Origin of the sequence: Roseovarius sp. B08 (assembly GCF_051417955.1) — a bacterium.
Classification (GTDB): domain Bacteria; phylum Pseudomonadota; class Alphaproteobacteria; order Rhodobacterales; family Rhodobacteraceae; genus Roseovarius.
In genome coordinates this window covers 52,070-71,836 of the sequence record NZ_JBPRLW010000002.1, presented here as the reverse complement: position 1 = coordinate 71,836, position 19,767 = coordinate 52,070, and the positions used below count along the sequence as shown (strand labels likewise).

General features: G+C 64.8%; 17 protein-coding genes. 5 read left to right on the top strand and 12 right to left on the bottom strand.

Annotation, left to right across the window (positions count from 1 at the left end; genetic code table 11):
• Positions 1-76 precede the first annotated feature (76 nt).
• Complete coding sequence (locus tag ACSQ76_RS21625) at positions 77-1,279, bottom strand: CaiB/BaiF CoA transferase family protein (RefSeq protein WP_437158285.1); 1,203 nt, start codon at positions 1,277-1,279, stop codon at positions 77-79.
• 350 nt (positions 1,280-1,629) lie between these two features.
• On the opposite strand from ACSQ76_RS21625, the gene ACSQ76_RS21620 reads away from it, so the two are divergent.
• From ACSQ76_RS21620 to ACSQ76_RS21600, 5 genes are read left to right on the top strand one after another with little or no spacing between them, the layout of a single operon-like run.
• Positions 1,630-2,838, top strand: a complete 1,209-nt coding sequence (locus tag ACSQ76_RS21620) for an ABC transporter substrate-binding protein (protein ID WP_057817116.1) — start codon at positions 1,630-1,632, stop codon at positions 2,836-2,838.
• Positions 2,839-2,865: 27 nt separating this feature from the next.
• Positions 2,866-3,741 (top strand): branched-chain amino acid ABC transporter permease, encoded by an 876-nt coding sequence (locus ACSQ76_RS21615; RefSeq protein WP_057817118.1) that lies wholly within the window; start codon positions 2,866-2,868, stop codon positions 3,739-3,741.
• Positions 3,738-5,606 carry a branched-chain amino acid ABC transporter ATP-binding protein/permease gene (locus ACSQ76_RS21610; RefSeq protein ID WP_057817120.1) on the top strand — a complete coding sequence of 623 codons (1,869 nt, stop codon included), beginning with the start codon at positions 3,738-3,740 and terminating at the stop codon, positions 5,604-5,606. The genes ACSQ76_RS21615 and ACSQ76_RS21610 overlap by 4 nt, the downstream gene beginning before the upstream one ends.
• Entirely contained in the window at positions 5,607-6,782 is a 1,176-nt protein-coding gene (locus tag ACSQ76_RS21605; protein WP_201455576.1) for an acyl-CoA dehydrogenase family protein, read from the top strand. It abuts the gene before it with no gap.
• A complete protein-coding gene (locus ACSQ76_RS21600; protein ID WP_057817122.1) occupies positions 6,779-7,486 on the top strand; it encodes an ABC transporter ATP-binding protein in 708 nt (235 codons plus the stop codon). Before ACSQ76_RS21605 ends, ACSQ76_RS21600 begins: the two co-directional genes overlap by 4 nt.
• Before the next feature lie 74 nt (positions 7,487-7,560).
• Here the strand turns inward: ACSQ76_RS21600 and ACSQ76_RS21595 are convergent, their stop codons facing one another.
• The 11 genes from ACSQ76_RS21595 to dctP are packed head-to-tail and all read right to left on the bottom strand — an operon-like array spanning position 7,561 to position 19,630.
• A complete protein-coding gene (locus ACSQ76_RS21595; protein ID WP_437158284.1) occupies positions 7,561-8,715 on the bottom strand; it encodes an acyl-CoA dehydrogenase family protein in 1,155 nt (384 codons plus the stop codon).
• Positions 8,716-8,721: 6 nt separating this feature from the next.
• On the bottom strand, positions 8,722-9,843 hold the full coding sequence (locus ACSQ76_RS21590) for a CaiB/BaiF CoA transferase family protein (RefSeq protein ID WP_057817127.1): 1,122 nt from the start codon (positions 9,841-9,843) through the stop codon (positions 8,722-8,724).
• On the bottom strand, positions 9,840-10,658 hold the full coding sequence (locus ACSQ76_RS21585) for a citryl-CoA lyase (RefSeq protein WP_057817129.1): 819 nt from the start codon (positions 10,656-10,658) through the stop codon (positions 9,840-9,842). Before ACSQ76_RS21585 ends, ACSQ76_RS21590 begins: the two co-directional genes overlap by 4 nt.
• Positions 10,655-12,766 carry an acetate--CoA ligase family protein gene (locus ACSQ76_RS21580; protein ID WP_201455577.1) on the bottom strand — a complete coding sequence of 704 codons (2,112 nt, stop codon included), beginning with the start codon at positions 12,764-12,766 and terminating at the stop codon, positions 10,655-10,657. The genes ACSQ76_RS21585 and ACSQ76_RS21580 overlap by 4 nt, the downstream gene beginning before the upstream one ends.
• Positions 12,759-13,250: a MaoC family dehydratase gene (locus tag ACSQ76_RS21575; RefSeq protein WP_300240191.1), complete on the bottom strand. Its 492-nt coding sequence runs from the start codon at positions 13,248-13,250 to the stop codon at positions 12,759-12,761. Before ACSQ76_RS21575 ends, ACSQ76_RS21580 begins: the two co-directional genes overlap by 8 nt.
• Entirely contained in the window at positions 13,247-14,767 is a 1,521-nt protein-coding gene (locus tag ACSQ76_RS21570; protein ID WP_057817133.1) for a class I adenylate-forming enzyme family protein, read from the bottom strand. The genes ACSQ76_RS21575 and ACSQ76_RS21570 overlap by 4 nt, the downstream gene beginning before the upstream one ends.
• Positions 14,768-14,777: 10 nt before the next feature.
• Positions 14,778-15,950 (bottom strand): acyl-CoA dehydrogenase family protein, encoded by a 1,173-nt coding sequence (locus tag ACSQ76_RS21565; protein ID WP_437158283.1) that lies wholly within the window; start codon positions 15,948-15,950, stop codon positions 14,778-14,780.
• Positions 15,943-16,692 (bottom strand): 3-oxoacyl-ACP reductase FabG, encoded by a 750-nt coding sequence (gene fabG / locus ACSQ76_RS21560; RefSeq protein WP_057817137.1) that lies wholly within the window; start codon positions 16,690-16,692, stop codon positions 15,943-15,945. The genes ACSQ76_RS21565 and fabG overlap by 8 nt, the downstream gene beginning before the upstream one ends.
• Positions 16,693-16,712: 20 nt before the next feature.
• Positions 16,713-18,002, bottom strand: coding sequence for a TRAP transporter large permease (locus tag ACSQ76_RS21555; protein ID WP_437158282.1), 1,290 nt, complete (start codon positions 18,000-18,002; stop codon positions 16,713-16,715).
• Between the two features lie 2 nt (positions 18,003-18,004).
• The gene (locus ACSQ76_RS21550) at positions 18,005-18,574 is read right to left on the bottom strand and encodes a TRAP transporter small permease (protein WP_143100514.1); all 570 of its coding nucleotides are present in this window, start codon (positions 18,572-18,574) and stop codon (positions 18,005-18,007) included.
• Positions 18,575-18,586: 12 nt separating this feature from the next.
• Positions 18,587-19,630 (bottom strand): TRAP transporter substrate-binding protein, encoded by a 1,044-nt coding sequence (dctP, locus tag ACSQ76_RS21545; RefSeq protein WP_082647421.1) that lies wholly within the window; start codon positions 19,628-19,630, stop codon positions 18,587-18,589.
• Between the last annotated feature and the right edge of the window lie 137 nt (positions 19,631-19,767).

The following is a 19,767-nucleotide window of genomic DNA, read 5'->3' as shown; positions in this document are numbered from 1 at the left end:
CGGGCGTCGTGAAATCCATGAGCGAAGGGCACGACCGGCATCGAATACGGCGCACTTCATCCCTGGCCTGGTTCCGTCAGGTGTCGGCGCGCGGAGGGCGGATTTCGGACAGAACCTCCTCCGTGTGCTCGCCCAGCCGCGGTGGAAGACGGCGCACCCGGCCGGGGCTGTGCGAGAACTGGACCGGTATCCGGGGCGTCACGAGGGCGCCCTCTGTCGGGTGCTCGTGGCGCTCGAAATACCCGGTTTGAACCAGGTAGGGATCAACCAGCAGATCCTCCAGGCTGTTGGCCGGTCCATTCGGCACGTCGGCCGCGTCGAACCGGCGGCGCCACTCGGCAGTTGTATTCCCCGCGATTGCCTCGGCGAGGATCCCATATAACGCGTCGATGTGATCGGTGCGCAACGCGGCTGTGGCAAATCGTGGATCGTCGCGCAGCTCGGGCCGGCCTATGGCGTCGAAGAGACGCAGCCACTGGTTGTCCATCGCCGCCATCACGCAGATGTGCCCGTCCTGCGTCGGATAAGGCCGACGATGAGGCGAGAATACCCGGCTGTAACCCATGCCCAGATCGGGTCGGTCGAGGGTTGCGCCGCAGAGATGCTCGATCAGGTTGAAGTTGACCATCGCATCCATCATCGGCACGTTTACCTGCTGTCCGTGGCCGGTGCGCTCGCGCCAGACGAAGGCCATCGCAATGGACGATGCCAGGATATACCCGCATAGTTTGTCCGCGATTACAGTGGGGTAATAGCGCGGCTCGCCGCTGGCCCGGGCCATAAGCCCGGCTACGCCGCTGGCACCCTGGATCACATCGTCGAAAGCAGGCCAGTCGCGGCGCTCGCTGTCCAGCCGGAAACCCGAAGCCGAGGCGTGGATAATACCGGGATTGACCGCGCGGATCGCCTCGTAATCAACGCCGAGGCGTTCGGCGGCACCGGGGCGCATCGAATGCACCAGCACGTCCGTCGAACGCACCAGATCAAGGAGCGCGACCCGCGCGTCGGGTTTTTTCAGGTCGAGCACGACCGAGCGTTTGTTGCGGTTTGCGTTGAGGAACAGTGCCCCCATCTTCGGGTTGCGCGACGGTCCCACCTGGCGTGTGTAGTCGCCGTCGGGTGACTCGATCTTGATGACGTCGGCCCCCATGTCGCCGAGGATCTGGGTCGCCACCGGCCCTAGCACGTTGACCGAAAGATCAAGCACCCTGTAACCGGCAAGCGGGCCGTCCCCCTCGGCTGGCTTCTGCGGTGATGGCTCCTGCGGCTGGCTGTCCATTTTTCTTTTCCTTTCGCGGTATCGCACCCTTCGAGCCAGCAATGCGCGCCGCAGTCCGGCGGTCAGCTGGCCCGCAACCCAAGGGCGCGGCACCGCAACCTTGCGGAAGCATCCCTGCAAGACCCACACTACTTCGGGAGCGGCTCGCGAAAGCGGTTCCGCAGGCCATTAGAACGGCGTCGCCATGAGCGCTCAACCGCTGCAGATCAAAAAACACATCTGTGCGCAAAAGGCCCGCCCGGCCCGGAGGTCTTGGCGCAGGCTGACCGCCCCGCTTACCCTAGGGCACCGGAGTCCTGCCATCGGTAGATGCCGCTTTCGGACTTGCGGGATTTTAGGGAGGAGCCAAAATGAACAAGTTTCTACAGGCCGTTGTCGGCCTGGGCGTCGCCATTGCGCCGCTGACGTCTTCACCTGCGCTGGCCCAAGCCGAAGAAATCGTGATACCGGCGATTGCCGCGATGTCGGGACCGGTCGCCGTGACCGGACAGGATGCGCAAAAGGGGATCGCAGTTGCCCTTGAGCACATCAACGCCGATGGCGGCGTCGCCGGTCGGTCGCTGAAGATCCAGCTTTATGACACACAGGGCAATCCCGGGGTGGTGCGCCAAGTGATGGAGCGGTTGACCCGCCTCGAGCGGGCTCCGATCATCCTTGGCTGCGAGATCAGCGCAGGCACATCGGCAGCGGCGCAGTTCGCCGAGCAGGCGCGGGTTCCTTACCTGAACTCGTCGGCGGTGTCGGCCGAGCTCCTCGAGCGCGGTTACAAATGGTATTTCTCCGACCAGATCACAGCCGATTCCGAGGCGTCCACGGTCGTGTCTTTCCTGGATCACCTCATGACACAAGGCGACGTCGTCCCGGCGCTGCTTTATGAAGACAGCCCGCGCGGCGCCGGAACCATCGAGCGGATCGAAGTTCTGCTGGAGGAGAGGGGCATCGAGATCGCCGCCAGCGCGCCGTATTCGCGCAGCGATCGCAACCTTCTGCCACCGGTCAAGCGGGTGCAGACGTCGGGTGCCAACGTGGTGATCTGGGCCGGCTACACCGAAGATGTGGTGACCGGGCTTCAGGCAATGCAGCAGCTTGACTTCAAACCCTACATTATCGGAATCGGCGGAGGCCCAGGTGATGTGCGCATCCCGCAACTTGTGGACAGGGACTTCATTGAGGACGTCAATCTCAGCACGGTGGACTACTTCAATCCCGACATGGACCGTGCCCAGCGATTTGTGAAGGCTTACGAGGAAAAGCACGGCATCGTTCCGTCCAGCTATGCGTCGATGTGCTACCGCGGAGCATACACGTTGAAGGCTGCGCTGGAGGAGACGCTTGAGGCAGGCCAGGATCTGACAGACGAGAACCTTCGCGCCGCCCTCCTTGAGATCGACATCCCCGGCAAGGAACTGATCTCACCTTTCTCTCGGATCAAGTTCGACGAACACGGCCGGAATGTCGGATCGCAGAATCTGATCGCGCAATGGAAGGAAGGCGGCACGAAAAAGGTCACGGTCTGGCCGCCAGAGGTGGCTGTGGAAGAGCCCAATCCTCTGAACTGATGCGAAAACTGGACGGGAGTGGTCAGGATGAGCGTTGAGCTTCTTCTTCAGGCGGCAGTTTCGGGGTTTCTGATGGGTGGCATCTATGCGCTCATCGCCCTGGCCCTGGCGCTGGTGTTCGGCGTCATGGGCGTGCTGAACTTCGCCCATGGCGACCTGCTCATGGTCGGCATGTACGGCGTAGTGATGGTCTGCGCCTCCACGGGCCTCTCGCCGTTCCTTGCGGGCGTCCTACTAGTGCCTGCCATGATGGCGATCGGATGGGCGGTCTTCGGGCGGCTCATCCGGCCGGTCGTCGGCTCCGCCCCTCTCGTTCAGGCGCAGTTGACCATCGGACTGTCATTCGTGATCCAGAGCGCGGCGTTGCTATGGTTCGGGGCCGACCTGTTCAACGTGAGGACCGAACTCGGAGCGTCGACAATCCATCTTGGCGCCATCGTGGTAAGCGTGCCGTTGCTGATAGGCTTCGTCATCGCCCTGGTGGCGTCGGGGCTGCTGGCCTGGTTTCTCTCGGCGACCGTCTGGGGGTACCGCGTCCGTGCCACGGCGGAAGATCCGGTGATGGCCCAACTGTGCGGCGTGACGGTGCAGCGCGTGCAGATGTGGGTCTTCGTCGGCGCGACGGGGTCGCTGGCGGTCGCCGCCGGCTGCCTGATGGGGTTCTATCATGTCACCCCGGTGGTGGGCCTTCAGTTCAGCGTTCTGTCTCTGATGATCGTGGTGCTGGGCGGTCTGGGTGATCTGCGCGGTGCGATGGTGGCGGCGCTGGTTCTCGGCGTGGCCGAGGCCCTGGCCGGCGCCATCTTCAACAGCGCATCGGCGCCGGCGGGGCTTTACATCTTGTTCGGCGCCGTGCTGCTTCTGAGGCCGCACGGCCTTCTGGGGCGGGGGGCGACGTTATGAGCGGCAAACCCGATACCGCGGCCGGCCTCAGTCGATCCCCGGCGGATGCCATAGCAGGCGCGCTGCGCAGCGAAGGTGCAGTCGCCATCCTGGTCATCTGGGTGGCGGTGGTGATCGCCTTCACCGTTCTGAACGCCTACTGGGTCAGCGTCGCGGTGATGATGCTCGTGTGGTGCTACCTCTGCACGGCCTGGAACCTGATCGGCGGCTATGTCGGCCAAGTCTCCTTTGGCCACGGGGCTTTCTTCGGTGTCGGTGCCTACTGCACCATCTACCTTGCAACCACCTATGGGATCAGTCCCTGGCTTGGGATGGTCGTCGGCATGGCCCTGTCGGTCGTTCTCGCGCTGGCGGCGGGTTACATTCCGTTCCGGAAAGGTCTCAGCCACCTCGTCTTTGCGCTCCTGACGCTTGCCCTAGCCTATGCGCTTTTCTATGGAGTGTCAGGGGTCAGAGCACTCGGTGGCACCAACGGCATGTTCATGCCGCTTGACGAGACCGGTCTTGCGGCCCTGCGCTTTAATGATCTCTGGCCCTTTCTGCTCGTCATCGCGGTATTCAACACCGTGCTCCTTCTCGTCCTGCAGGCGCTTCTGAATTCGCGCCACGGCTTCATCTGGCGCGCCACCCGGGACAACGAGGCCGCAGCGGCGGCGTCAGGCATCAACCTCTTCAGGTCCAAGCAGCTCGCCTTCGCCATCAGCGCTGCGGCGACCTCGGTGGCGGGCGGCTTCTACGCGCAGTTCGTGGGCTTCATAGACCCGCATTCGGTGCTGGGGGTACATGTAATCATTCTGATCCTGCTGTTCTCGGTTGTCGGTGGCACCGGAACACTTCTGGGGCCGGTCGTGGGCACCCTTGTGCTCTTCCCCCTGGGCGAGATCATGCGCGTGCAGTTGATGTCGCTTGGGGCTGGCGCGCACCAGTTGGTCTACGGGGCCGCCCTTGTCGCGGTGATTCTGCTTCTGCCGGGCGGGCTGATCGGGCAGTTGCGCAGGGCACTGGGCGGGCGATGGTTTTCCGGCTTCACCCTTGCCGTGCCGCATTCCGTCGCTGCCGGGCCGTTGCCTCGGCGCCACGCCGCCGACCTTGAGGATGGCGGGAAAATTCTCACCGCCGATGGCGTGGGCCGCGACTTTGGCGGCGTGACGGCACTGCAGTCGGTCGATCTCGAAGTCCGTCAGGGCGAAATCCTCGGCCTGATCGGCCCCAACGGCGCCGGCAAGACGACCTTCTTCAACCTGCTCGGCGGTTCCTTTCCGCCAAGCCGCGGCCGGATAACCCTGCTCGGGCAGCGCGTCGACGGGCTGGCCCCGCACGAATGCACCCAACTGGGCATCGCGCGCACCTTCCAGATCACGCAGACTTTCGCGTCCTTCACGGTGGCCGAGGCGGTGTTCACTGCCGCGCTTCCCGGCCGCTCCTTCGACGAAGCCCGCAGCATCGCAGGTCGGGTGCTTGTCCGCGTCGGGCTCGAGGCGCGCCGGGATGTGCCCTGTGCAGAGCTCACGCTGTCCGAGCGTCGTCGGCTGGAAATTGCGCGTGCCCTTGCAACGGGACCTTCTCTGTTGCTGCTCGACGAAGTCATGGCGGGGCTTACACCGACCGAGGTGACAAGCGTGATCACGCTCATCCGTGGCCTGCGCGCGGAAGGAATCACCGTGGTGATCATCGAGCACGTGATGCATGCGGTGATGGAGCTTTGCGACCGGATTGTGGTGCTCGATGCGGGCGCGGTGATAGCCGAGGGGCTGCCAAGCGAGGTCAGTCGGGATCCCCACGTGATCGAAGCCTATCTCGGCAAGCGCGCGCAGCAAGCCTCTGCCGCCGCAGCATCCGACAACGCCGACAACGGAGAAACCTGAATGATGATGTTTGATCTGCCCGAGGACGTCAGGGAAGTGCAGCAGATGGTGCGGCGCGTCGCCAACGAGCGCGTGGCGCCCCGCGCCCACGAAATCGACCGCAGCGGGGAGTACCCGCAGGACATGTTCGATCTGCTGCGCGAACTGGGGATGTTCACCTTGCCGTTTCCGGCCGAGCACGGCGGGATGGGAAGCCAGCTTGCCGCCTGCGTCGCGGTCGAGGAACTGGCGCGCGTCTGCTATAATACCGCCTATCTGCTGATCGTGCAGTGGGTCCCGTTCGGTGCGATCCTGTTCGGCGGTGACGAGGCCCAGAAGGCGCGCTTCCTGCCCGGCCTGGCCGATGGCAGCCTGCGGAGTGCGCTGGCGGTCACCGAGCCGCAAAGCGGATCGGATGTTGCCGGGATCCGCACCCGCGCTGTGCGCGAGGGCGACGCTTATCGCATCAATGGCCAGAAAATCTGGAGCACCAACTCGGCGGTCGCCGACTTTGTTCTGGTCGCGGCCAAGACCGGCGCCAGCGACAGCACCGGAGAGATCAACTTCTTCATCGTCGAAAAGGGCACGAAGGGCTTCGAGCTTGGCCGCAAGGAAGACAAGCTGGGCGCCCGGGGCGTGCCTTCGAACGCACTGCATTTCGAGGACATGATCGTGCCCGCCGCCAACCGGATCGGCCCCGAGGGCAGGGGCTTCAAGATCGTGATGGAAGCGTTCAACCAGTCGCGTCCGATCATCGGGGCACGCGGCGTCGGTCTGGCCCAGGGAGCGATGGAACTGGCGCGCGATTTCATCCTCGAACGGCAGGCCTTCGGGCAGGCGGTATCCGACTTCCAGGGCGTGCGCTGGATGATCGCCGACATGGCAACCGGAGTGGAAGCATCGCGGCTGCTGGTCTATCGCGCCGCCGCCCTGGTGGACGCCGGCAAGACAGGAACCGAACTGGCCGCGGCGGCCGCGATGGCCAAGCGGTTCGCCACCGACACCGCGATGCAGGTGGCCCAGGACGCCGTCCAGCTTTTCGGGGCGGCGGGCATCTCGAGCGAGGTTCCGATCAACCGCTACTTCCGCGACGCCAAGGTTCTGCAGATCATCGAGGGCACCAACCAGATTCAGCGCAACATCATCTCCAACACGATCCTGGGCCGGCCCCGCACATCTACTCGGGGCCCAAGATGAAGCTGTCGATCGAGTCTCTCGTCTCCGGTTACGGTCTGCTCGACGTGCTCCACGGTGTCAGCATCGAGATCGCCGAGGGCGAGGTCGTGGCTGTGATCGGGCCGAACGGCGCGGGCAAATCCACCCTTCTGCGCACGATTTCGGGCCTCGTGGCCGCCCGTTCCGGGACAATCCGCTACGATGGCAAGGAGATCGGCGGCCTTGCCGCCAGCGAGATCCCGCGCCTTGGCCTCGTTCATGTACCCGAGGCGCGGCACGTCTTCGGGTCGCTCACGGTCGAACAGAACCTGATCGTGGGCGCAAGTGCCGCATCCAACACGAAAGACCGGAAGAGCGCCCTTTCCGAGGTTTACGAACTCTTTCCGATGCTGAGCCAGAAGGCCCGCGAACTTGCCGGAGGGCTCTCGGGCGGTCAGCAGCAGATGCTGGCGATCGGGCGCGCGCTTATGTCCCGGCCCAGCATGATCATGCTCGACGAGCCGTCGCTCGGCCTCGCGCCTCTGGTGGTCGAGCAGATGTACGAGGCCCTCGACGGTCTTCGCCGCACCGGCCTGACCATTCTTCTCGTGGAACAGGATGTCTACATGGCGCTGGATTTCGCCAGCCGCGCCTATGTTCTGGAAAACGGGACAATCGCTCTCACCGGAGCCTCCGACGTCTTGCGCCACGACGATCACGTGCGCCGTTCGTATTTGGGAATCTGACCCGCCCTGTGTCCGCATTCCGCCTGCCATTCAGACCGGCAGCGGCGGCAGACCGTGCGCAAACTGCGGACCGATCAGCCCCGCAGCGCCGAGATGCCCAGGGCCCCCTGCGCCAAAAGCAGCGCCTGAAGCTGGTTCGTGCCTTCGGCAATCGTCAGATGGCGCACGTCGCGATAGTAGCGCTCCACCGGGAAGTCCCGGGTATAGCCCGCCCCGCCATGCACCTGCAAAGCGGTCTCGCAGACCCTGAGCGCCGTGTCGGAATTGTGGCGCTTGGCCATCGAGCAGGCGCGGCCACGATCCGGCGCGCTCCGGTCCAGCGCGTCGGCCGCCCGGCAGGCCAGCAGACGCGAGGTTTCCACGCCGGTCATCATGTCGGCGATCATCTGCTGAACCAGTTGGAAACCGCCGATCTTGCGCCCGAACTGTTCCCGTTCACCGGCATAGCGCAGCGCCGCCTCATAGGCGGCAATCGACAGGCCCAGGCAGGTGAAGGATACAAAGCAGCGGCCCACGTTCAGGTAGTGTTTGGCGATGGCAAAGGCCTCGCCCTCGGTGCCGATCAGATGATCGGGGGGCAGCGCCACGTCCTCAAACAGAAGCTCGCCCAGCGGGCAGGCGTTCATGCCCATGCTGCGCACCTCGCGCGCCGAGAACCCGGGTGTGCCCGCCTCGACCACGAAGGCCGAGACGCCCGCGCCATCACCTTCGCCCGATCGCGCGAAGACCACCCCCAGATCGGCCTCGGTCCCGTTCGAGATATAGAGCTTTCGGCCGTTCAGCCGCCAGCCATCGCCGTCGCGCCGGGCCCTTGTTTCGACATTGCTGGCGTCCGAGCCGACATTGGGTTCGGTCAGTGCGAAGAAGGCGGTTTTGCGGCCCGAAATCAGATCGCCGAGCCATCTTTGCTGCTGCTCTGGCGTGCCGCGCTGCGCGATGATCATCAGGACCAGGTTGGAGGTGCTGACGATGCTGCGCAGCGACGGCCAGACTTGCGACAGCTCACACAGGAGCGTGCAATAGGTGAGGTAGTCCAGCCCCGCCCCGCCCTGCGCCTCGGGCAAAAGACCGCCCAGAAGGCCGAACTCGCCCATCTTTTGCAACACTTCGGGCGGCGGCGGACGGTGGGCATCCTCATGCGCCTCGACCAGGGGTGCCACCTCGGCGTCAAGATATTTGCGGAAGCTGCGCCGCGCCGTTTCCTGCCAGTCGTCCAGGTCGAAATGCATCTGCCCTCACTCCGTCTCTTCGGCGTGGTCCAGAATTTCGGCCTGATGCTCGCCCACTGTCGGGACGTGGCCAGCCGGGTCGCTCATTCCGGCCATCGGCACAGGGAAGGCCATCACCTGTGCCGCGCCGGCTGAGTGCACCATCCCGCGCGCCTTGACCTGCGGGTCTCGGGCCAGATCCTCCAGCCTGTTGACCGGGGCGAAGGGAACGTCCTCGACCTCGAAGATCTCCGCCCAATGCGCATAGGGACGCGCGGCGATCAACGGGGTCAAGGCGGCGCGGATATCGTCCGCGCGGTCGGTGCGTGCGGCAAAGTCATCAAGCGCCGGATCGTCGAAGCCCGTCATCCCCGTGGCGCGGATCAGGCGGCGGAAGAAATGCGTCTCGATCGCCCCGATGGTTATGTAGTTGCCGTCGGCGGTCTCGAAGATGCCATAGGCGGCCCGGCGCAGGATGTCGGCCTTTGTGATCTCGCGTCCGGCCTGGCGTCCAGCGTCCCACACACCGTAGCGCGGGGCGACCCAGCTGGCCAGCGCGTCGGTGATCGCCACGTCGAGATACTGGCCCCGCCCCGTGGCGTCGCGTCCGCGCAACGCGGCAAGAATGGTGATGATGGCATACATGGCTGCCGAGAGATCCCCGATTGGCACGCCAGTCGTGTATTCAGGCGGTCCGTCGGGCGCGCCCGAGATCGCCACCGCGCCCGCCATCGCCGCGTAGTTCAGATCATGCCCCGGCCAGTCGCTCGCCGGCCCGGTCTGACCATAGCCGCTGACCGAACAGTAGACGAGGCCGGGATTGAGCGCCGAAAGCGTCTCATAGTCGATGCCCAGCCGTGCGGTCACGCCCGGGCGATAACCCTCGATCACCACGTCCGCCCGTTTGGCCAGCCGCAGGAAAGCCGCGCGGTCTGTGTCATCCTTTAGGTTCAGGGCGATGCTTTTCTTGCCGCGGTTCACGGCGGCAAAGAGGCCGGGGAACAGGGCGCGAGCGGCGTCGCCCGCGGGACGTTCGACCTTGATGACCTCGGCCCCCATCTCAGCCAGTTGCTGCGTGGCATAGGGTCCGGGCAGAAGCTCGGTCAGATCGAGGATACGAAGCCCCGAAAGCGGTGCAGTGCCGGTCATTTTTGCTCTCCTGTGCTGTCCGCGCGGTCCGGGTCTACGATCCCGGCGCATTCCGCCGAGTCGTCCTGTTCCAGGATCATGTCCCAGATCTTCTGACCCTGTGGATTTTCGAGTTCTTCCATCAGATGCGCCAGAAGCCCGGCGGATCGGCCAATCAGGGCGAAGGCCCGCGCCCAGATCGGGGCAAGCCCCATGTCCGAAACGGTGGCCCCGACCGCGCCGGCGGCGTTGATGGGCAGGAGGCGGCCATATTCCTCACGCGCGGCGGTCTCGACAGCCGTCATGAAGCGCCAGTGCCGCCCGTCGAACCCGTTCTCGCCCGCGATGCGGCGCAGGACCGGCGTGCGGGGGTCACCCGCCACATGGATCGGATGACCGAGGCCTGGCACGATCCGGCGCGCGGCGCGAAAGGCGCATACGACCTCTTGCGCGCGGGCGGCATAGGCCGCGTCATCGTCGCTGTCGGACAGCTCGCCGATCTCGTCGCGGGCAAAGGCCGCGGCGTTCTGCATGGTGCCCAGAAAATGATTCCCCGCGCCCAGCAAGCCCGCAGCCACCGCGCCCTGGAGCGATTCCGGCGCGCCCAGGATCGTCATTCGCGCAGCAATGGCGCTGGGGGTAAGGCCGTGATCGGTGGCGGTGACGATGATCGCGTTGGTCATCGCACGGGTGCGGGCATCCGGCACCTTCCCCGTGGCGGTGAAATAGATCATGTCGATGAAATCCAATTTGCCGAGGATGTCGTCGGCCAGATCGCGCCCGCGCACGTAGATGCGGTCGCGCGTGGTGAAGCCGATATCCGTCTTTACCGTCATTGTCTTGCCTTCCCTTCTGTGTTGCTCGGAGCGCGCAGGATCACCGCGTCAAGGACCGTGGCACCCACCGGACCGGCGCGCACCGGATTGAGGTCCATCTCAGCGATGTCGCCGCGCGCACCCAGGGCGGCCAGGATCACGAGAAGATCGGCAAGCGCGCCCAGCTCGGCGCCCGGGCGGCCGCGCAGCGGACCCAGCAGCGCGCGGCCGCGGATCTCGTCGATCATCGCGCGCGCTTCGGTGCGTCCGAAGGGCGCGGCGCGGTGCGTAACGTCAGAAAGCGCCTCGACCATGACGCCGCCGAGGCCGAAGCTGACCACCGGGCCGAACACCGGATCGCGGTGCAGTCCCGCCATCACCTCGACCCCCGGCCCCTGTTCCATGCGCTCGACCAAGGCACGGTCAAGCCTGTGTCCCTGCGCCGCAAGTGACGCCGTGATCGCGTCCCAGGCTGCCGCCAGCGCCTCCGCATCCGTCAGTCTGACAGCCACGGCCCCGGCTTCGGTCTTGTGCAGAAGGCCAGGCACCAGCGCCTTGAGTACTACCGGAAATCCGATCCCGCGTGCCGCCGCGTCCGCCTCCTGGGCGCTGGTCACAACCCGGCCTTCGGGCACCGTCAGACCAAGTCCGGCCAGCGCTGCCTTGGCCGCGGCCTCGTCCAGTTCGCCGGGCGGAAGCGCGGGCAGCGACGGAGCGTCGATGCCCGAGGCGGTCCAGTCGCCGCGCCAGATCAGCCGCTTCAGCGCCGTGACCGCCTTGCCCAGACTGCGAAAGGGCGCCAGCCCTGCCGCGTTCAGCGTGCTATAGCCTGCGGCGCGGTGCCCGCTCATCCACACCGGCACCAACAGCGCCGCACTGTCCGGCGCAAGTGCGACCATGTCGTCGGCGGACCGGTCGGTAATCGGGCCGTAATCGGCCGGGATCGGCAAGAGCACCACATCGGTGGCCGGATCGCGTGCCACCAGAGACAGGCAGTCGCGGTTGAGCGTATCCTGGGTGAAGACCTGGGTGGTCAGGTCCACCGGGTTTTCGAGCGCCGCATAAGACGGGGCCAGCGCACGCAACCCCGCGCGGGTGTCGGGGGCCAGTTCGGACAGGGTCAGCCCGGCGCTGCCCACCATGTCCGCGGCCAGCGCGGCAGTGCCGCCCGAAAAGGAATAGACGCAGATGCCCTGCCGTCGGGCGATGCCCGCACGCTCGAACAGTGCCGCCGTGTCGATCAACTCGTCCAGATCGTCCACCTCGACGATGCCGTGCTGGCGAAACAGCGCCGAGGTGACCGTCGCCGACCCCGCCAGCGCGGCGGTGTGCGAACGGGTGGCAGCAACGCCATAGTCCGACTTGCCCACCTTCATCGCCACCACCGGCTTGCCGGCGCGGGCGGCGGCGCGGGCAGCAGCCAGAAAGCGCGGCCCGTCGCGGAAGCCTTCAGCGAGAAGCGCGATTACCTTTATGTCGGGATCGCCCACCATGTGGTGCACGACATCGGCCATGGTCAGGTCTGCCTCGTTGCCGGTAGAGCACCACAGGCCGACGCCGATTCCGCGTTCGCTGGCCTGGATAAAGGCACGGCCAAGCCCGCCGCCCTGGGTGACAAGCCCGATGCCGCCGCCCAGCGTGTCGTTCTTGAACACCGGCGAGAAGGTCAGCCCGAGGCGGCGATTGATGTTGCTCAGCCCCGGCGAGTTCGGACCGTAGATGCGCATCCCGCTTTGCCGGGCGATTTCGGCCATCTCGGTTTCAGCGGCCCGGCCCTCATCCCCGGTTTCACCAAAGCCAGAGGTGAAGACCACCGCGAAACCAGTTCCTGCCGCCGCGCAATCGCGCAAGGCGCCCACCACCGCATCGGCAGGAAGGCACACCACCGCCACATCGACGGGACCAGGCAAGGCTGAAATTGCGGGATAGGCAAGAAGACCATGCACCCTTTCACGCCCGGGATTGACCGGGAAGATCTGCCCATCGAAGTCGGAATGCTCGGTAAGGTTCAGCAAGGTATCGCTGCCCACGCTACGCGGCCTTTCACTGGCCCCCAGGATCGCCACGCTGCGTGGCGACAAGAGCCGCGAAAGATCGGGAAAGTCGCGGGCGACCACCTGCTCAACCACCTTGCGGCGCCCGCCGTACGAGCAGTTTCCAGACCCCTTCCACCACGGTTTCGCCGCGCTGGTTGATAACCTCGCGCCGGAACGACAGGATGCCGCGTTCGGGTTTCGAGGTCTCGCGCTTCTCGGCTACGGTGACGCGCACCCCGATCGTGTCGCCGATGAGGGTCGGTTTCGGGAAACGGCACTGCATGTCGAGCAGCCCCAGAAGCGAGGGTTCCAGGAACGTGTTCATCAGCATCCGCGTGGTCAGCCCCGACATCACCGACACCACAAGCAACCCGTGTGCAATGCGCTGGCCAAAGGCCGAATCGGCGGCGTATTCGGCATCGACGTGCAGCCGGTTGAAATCGCCCGACAGGCAGGCGAAATTCGCTACATCTGCCTCGGTGATGGTACGGGTGGGGCTGTCGAACTGGTCGCCTTCGTTCAGGTCCTCCCAGTAGAGCTGCTGGCCCTTCAGGGCCGAAAGATCGGGCCGTGTCATTGGGTTTCCTCCTCTGGCAGTGCCAGCACTGCCTCTTTCAGTTCAGCCTTGAGAACGCGGCCGGTCAGGTTGCGCGGCACCGCCGCCATGAAGACCACCCGCCGCGGGCGCTTGTATCGGTCAAGCCGGGTTTCGGCATGCGCGATCACATCGGCCGCTGTCAGCTGCTCGCCCGGCGCGGGGACGATCACCGCGCAGATCGCCTCGGTCCAGCGCGGATCGGGCAGACCCACGCAATGCGCTTCGGCGATCGCTGGGTGGCCGGCCAGCGCCTCCTCGATCTCGGGGGCGTAGACATTGATGCCGCCGCTCTTGATGATGTCGCGCTTGCGACCGGTGAACCAGAGCAGCCCTTCGTCGTCGATCCGGCCCAGATCGCCCACGGTCAGATAGTCGCCGCGCCGGTTTTCAGCGGTCAGCGCCTCATCCTTGTAATACCCGTCATAGCGGCTTTTGCTGCGGGTGCAGATCTCGCCGACTTCACCCTGCGGCACCTCGTTTCCATCATCATCGAGGATCTTCAGTTCGACGCCAAAGAACGGGCGACCAACGCAGTTGCCCGCCAAATTCCGGCGCAGATCTTCTGCTGTGAGGTTGGCGTAAGGGCCCGCCTCGCTTGACGCGGCATAGATCATCAGCGCGTCACCAAACTTGTCCAGCGCAGCGTGCTTGAGGTCAGGATACATTTCGCCGCCGCCCGATTGCAGCGTGCGTAGCGACGACAGGTCGGCGCTGGCGAAGCCGTCGGCCTCCACCATCCGCTGGAGCATGGCCGGCAGCAGCATGGTGGCGGTCAGCCGCTCGTCCTCGATCAAGCGCAGCGCACCAGCGCCGTCGAAGCGGCGCATCAGGTAAACGCTGGCCCCCAGATAGAGCGGTAGCAGCGTGTATGTGCAGCCAGCCGACAGGCAGATCGGCAGCGCAGAAAGCGCCCGGTCGTCAGGGCGAAAGCGCTGTTCAATGGCGCGTTCTTCCATGCCGAACAGGCTGCGCAGCGCGCCCTTGGGCTTGCCGGTGGTGCCCGAGGTGTGAAGCATGATCGTGGTGCCATCCCGCCCTTGGGGCGGATCGGGCGGGGTGTCTGCCAGAAGGTCCGACAAGCGCGGCAGCCCTTGCGCGCCCTCTGCCACGTCGCCCAGGGCAATGATGTCGTCCACCACGGTCCGGAACAGATCGGCATGGTCCAGCGCCGCCTCTCCCAGCAGCAATGCCTTGCTGTCGGAGCGGGCCACCACATCGGCCATGACCTCGGGCGCGATGCGATAGTTGATCGGCGCGGGGATCGCGCCCAGCCCGGTCACCGCCACATAGGCGGCAAGGAAATCGGGATGATTTTCCGAGATCACCGCCACCTTGTCGCCCGGTCCGATGCCGCGCCGCGCCAGCACCGTCATCATCCGTTCCACCCGGTCAAGGACATCTGCATAGCTCTGGCTGCGCCCCTCAAACACCACTGCGGGTTTCGTCGGAACCCGCCGTGCATTCAGCCTGAGGGCATGGAGAAACGTCATCGGCATGGCCGCCTCCTCAGGTGAAGGCCGAGATCCCGAGAACCTCACGCCCTATGATCAATGTCTGGATTTCCGACGTGCCCTCGGGGATCAACCCGCCGCGCGTGTCGCGGAACAACCGCTCGACGGGGTAGTCGGTGGAATATCCCAGCCCGCCGTGCGCCTGTAGCGCCATCGAGGCCACCTCATGCGCCGCCTCGCTGGCATAAAGCTTGGCGATCGAACATTCCTTGCGCCCGGGCAGACCCGCGTCCAGCGCTTGGGCGGCACGGTCAGTCAGCGCGCGGGCGGCCTCGGTGCGGATGGTCATATCGACGATCAGCTTCTGCACCAGTTGATAGCTTCCGATCACGTTGCCGAACTGCTTGCGCGTCTTGGCGTAATCGGTGGACAGGTCCAGCGACCGCTGCGCCGCGCCAACTGCGCCCGCCGCCACGTTGAGCCGGCCATAGTTCAACCCGGTAAGGATCGCCTTGAGGCCCTTGCCCGCCGGACCCAACAGGTTTTCCTTTGGCACCCTTGCGTCATTAAACGCGAGTTGTGAGGTCGCCGTGGCCTTGATGAACATCGTACCCACGCGCGAGGCTTCGAAATCGGTTTCCTCGGGGTCCACGATAAACAGGCTCAGATCGCCATCACAGCCTTGGGTGAAGGTCCGCGCCACCAGGATTCCGACACGGCCGTGAACGCCGTTCGTCGTCCACAGCTTGCCGCCGTTGATCAGCCAGTGGTCGCCCTTGTCCTCGGCGCGGGTCTGGACCGAAGCGACATCCGAGCCGTGGTCGGGTTCGGTGATCCCGACCCAGACCGGCATTTCGCCGGCCATGACGGGTTTCAGCCATTTCTCTTTCTGCCGGGCATCGCCCAGATGGTGCAGCAGCGCGGCGACGATGTTGACGGTGTTGAGCAGCACCCGGAGCGACAGCCAGCGATACCCCGCTTCCTCCATCATCATCGCCCAGGTGCGGTAGCTGAGACCGTAGCCGCCCGCGTCTTCGGGCAGCAACCCGCCGAGATAGCCGAACTGACGAAGCTCGCCCACCATCTCCCAAGGCAGCTCGCCCGCCGCCTCGCATTCGGCGATGCGCGCCTCGGTCAGATCGCGCGCCATGAAACCCCTTATGCTGTCACGCAGCATCCGCGTCTCTTGCTCCTGGTTATCGGTGGACGGCGCGACATGTTCAGCCATATCGGCCCCCGGTGATGTGCAGCGTCTCACCCGAGATGTATTCCGCCGCATCCGAGGCCAGGAACACCACGCCGTTGGCGATGTCGCGCTCGTTGCCCAGACGCGGCACGGTGTTCATCGCCAGCGCGCGCGACTTGATCCGGTCATAGTTCGGAAGCGCCTCGATCATGTCGGTGGCGATGAAACCCGGCGCGATGGCGTTGACAGTGACGTTGAAGCGCCCCTGCTCCATCCCAAGCGCCCGGGTAAAGCCGATGATGCCGGCCTTGGCCGCCGCATAGTTGGTCTGCCCCGGATTGCCGAGATAGGCGCGCGACGAGATATTGATCACCCGGCCCCAGTTCTGCTCCATGAAATGCGGCACCACGGCACGCGAGCAGTTGTAGGCACCTTTCAGGATCACGCCCACCACGGCATCCCAATCTTGCTCAGGCATCTTGGTGATGTAGTTGTCGCGCGGAAAGCCGGCGTTGTTCACAAGGATATGGACCGCCCCGAATTCCTCGATCGTGCGCGCGACGAGCGCGTTGACCTGTGTCTCGTCGGTGACGTCGCAGACGGCGCCGATCGCCGCGTAACCGTCGGCGACAAACGCAGCGCGGGTCGCTTCAGTGGTTTCCGGGTCGATATCGGTGATCACCACCTTCGCCCCTTCCTCGGCCAGCGCGCGCGCTGTCACCGCGCCGATCCCGCGGCCCGACCCGGTGACGATTGCTACCTTGTCCTTCAGTCCCAGTTTCACTTTCGATTCCTTTTTATTGCCTAGTATTCACCCGAGAACGCGGTGACGATTTCCGGGAAGAAGGCGATCAGCGCCAGAACCGCGAACTCTGCCAGAACGAAGGGCAACACACCCACAAAGACCCGTTTGAGCGGCACCCCGGTGATCGAGCTGGCGACGAAGACGTTCATCCCGATGGGCGGCGTGATCAGCCCGATCTCGACGGTCTTGGTGATGAGGATGCCAAACCAGATCGGCGAGTAGCCGAGTTCCATGACCATCGGAAAGACGATCGGCATGGTCAGGATCAGGATCGCCAGCTGATCCATAACGCAGCCCAGAAGCACGTAGATCACGATCAGGATGAGGATCACCATTCCCGGACTGATCTCCAGCCCCTGCACGTAGGAAACCAGCGCCTGCGGTGCCATCGTGAGGGTAACGAAATAGCCGAAGATATGGGCCCCGATGATGATGGTAAAGATCATTGCCGTGGGGCGGGTGGTGCGTTCAAGCGCGTTCATGAAGTCGCGCCAGCCCATGCGCCGCAGCATCACGGCCGCGATCAGGATCGCGCCGAGACAGCCTGCCGCCGCAGCTTCGGTGACGGTGACGGCGCCGGAATAGATTCCGGCGACCACAAACACGAACAGCAAGATCACCGGCCAAAGCTCACGCAGCGACAGGATGCGCTCTCGCCAGCTGTGGCTTTGCACCGGCGGCGCAAATTTGGGGTTCAGCGCCGCCCAGGCCATGGTGATGCCGGCAAAGGACAGCGCGGTGATGAGTCCGGGCACGATGCCGGCGATGAAGAGCCCGCCGATAGAGGTTTCGGTGATAATGCCGTAGACCATGAGCACCACCGACGGCGGAATAATGATCGACAGCGTGCCGGCTGCCGCCACCGTGCCCACGATCATACCACGGTCATAGCCGTATTTTTTGGCCTCCGGCGCGACGGTGCGGGCCATTGTCGCGGTGGCGGCGGTCGACGAGCCAGACACGGCACCGAAACCTGCGCTGGTGAACACCGTCGCCACAGCCAGCCCGCCCGGCAGATGCCCGACCCACTTGTTGGCGGCGCGGAACATGTCCGACGAGATCCGGCTGGCCGAAAGGATCTCGGCCATAAGGATGAAGAGCGGTATGGCAGTCAGCAACCAGGAGGCTGTGTTGCGATAGGGAGCGACCGACAGGATCCCGAGCGCAAGATTGAGCCCGCCGATCAGATAAAGCCCCACAGTGCCGGCGATGCCCATAGCGAAGCCAATCGGCATCCCGACGACGAGAAGTCCCGCCAGCAGGACGGACACGGGTGCGAGATATTCCATGTTCAGACTGTCCGATCCGTGGTGTCGCGGAGCCGCTGCACGTCGCCCGCCACGTTCACCAGAAGCCGCAGGACAATCAGCAGGCAGCCGATTGGCGCAATCACGAGGGCGGTGACGAGCGGCGCGTCGATGTCGCCCGACGTGCGATACCCGAAGTCCCACGCCTTGAGCGCCTCACGCGAGGCACCGTAGCACACCAGCGCGAAAAACGCGGCCGCCAGCAGACGCAGAACCACGTCGAGACCGGCGCGCAGCCTGGCAGGCAGCGCCTCGAACAGGATCCCCACCCGCACATGGCCGTCGTGCATCTCAAGGTAGCTCAGGCTTCCGAACACGATGATGGGCATCAGATAGAGTTCGGTGGCCCCTATGACGCCCTCGATCGGGTCGTTCAGGACATAGCGGGTGAAGATCTGGATAAGGATCAGCACCAGCATGATGATCATCGCCGCGCGCGACAGCCAGTTCGCCCAGGTGTCAACCCGGTCCATTGTGCGGCCAAGAGGGCCGTGCAATCCAGCCTTGGGCGGCGGCACGGCGTCCTCTTCGGGATCAAGATCATGCGGATGCACGGTCGGGCCCCTTTACTGCTTCTGGTGCTTTTCGATATTTGAACGAAAAGCCTCCAGCACCTCGCCGCCGGGCATGCCGCGCTCTTCCAGGTCCGAAACCCAGGCATCGAAGACCGGCGCCGTGGCCGTTCTGACCTGTTCGCGCTGCGCTTCGTCAAGAACGATGACCTCGATGCCGCTTTCGCGCATCTTGTCTTCGAGTTCGGCGGCCGATCGGTCGGTTTCCTCGGCGACGCGCTGCATCGCCTCCTGCGCCGCCTGCTTCATCGCCTCCTGATGCTCGGGCGCAAGCCCTTGCCAGACCTCGTCGCGGATCACGTAAGGTGCCCAGTACACGAAGATATCCAGCCCAAGCACAGCGGTGTCGATCACCTCTTCGAGCTTGTAGGAATAGATGCTCGTGGTCGGGAAGATCGCGCCGTCAACCGTGCCGGTTCGCATCGCCTGATAGGTTTCGGGGCTGGGAATATCCACCGGAGCGCCGCCCAGGGCCTTGACCGATTCCGACATGTTACCGGCAATGATCTTCAGCTTGAGCCCATCGATGTCCTCCAGGCCGTCGATCTCCTTGCCACGGGTAAAGAGATTGTAGGTGGAGGTCATCACGCCCCAGAGCGGACGCATCCCGTTTTTCAGAAAATCGTTCTCCAGGATCGGCCCCGAGGTCACCGTATCGTAGAATGCCGGTGTTCCGACCGTACTTTGCGAGAACAGCCCCGGCAGCGTGTGCACACCGGCCAGCGGCATCGTGCCCCCGTTATAGGCCGGTGGAACATAGCCTATGTCCACCACGCCCGATTGCACCATCGAGAACATGTCGCGAAGCGAGCCCATCTGCCCGGCGCCGAAATACTGGAACTGGACCTCGCCGTCGGTCAGTTCGGTCACCCGCTCCATCCAGTATTTAGTGCCGGTCTCGACGATGTAGTGGCCCGGCGGAAAGGTGTCCGCCACCTTGAGGGTTGTCTCGGCCAAGGCCACCTGCGGCGCCAGCGCGCCTGCGATTATCAGCGCCGCGCCTGCGGCAAGACGATCCAGTCCGTTCAATACAGTCATTATAATTCTTCCTCCCTGCGTCGGCTGACGCTTCCCGAACCCCGCCCCTCTCGTAGTGTTTCGGCGGGTGCCTCATGGACCGTTTCGTGGCCCGTCCGCAGGTCGGCCTTCCTGGTTCGACGCAACCACACGGCACG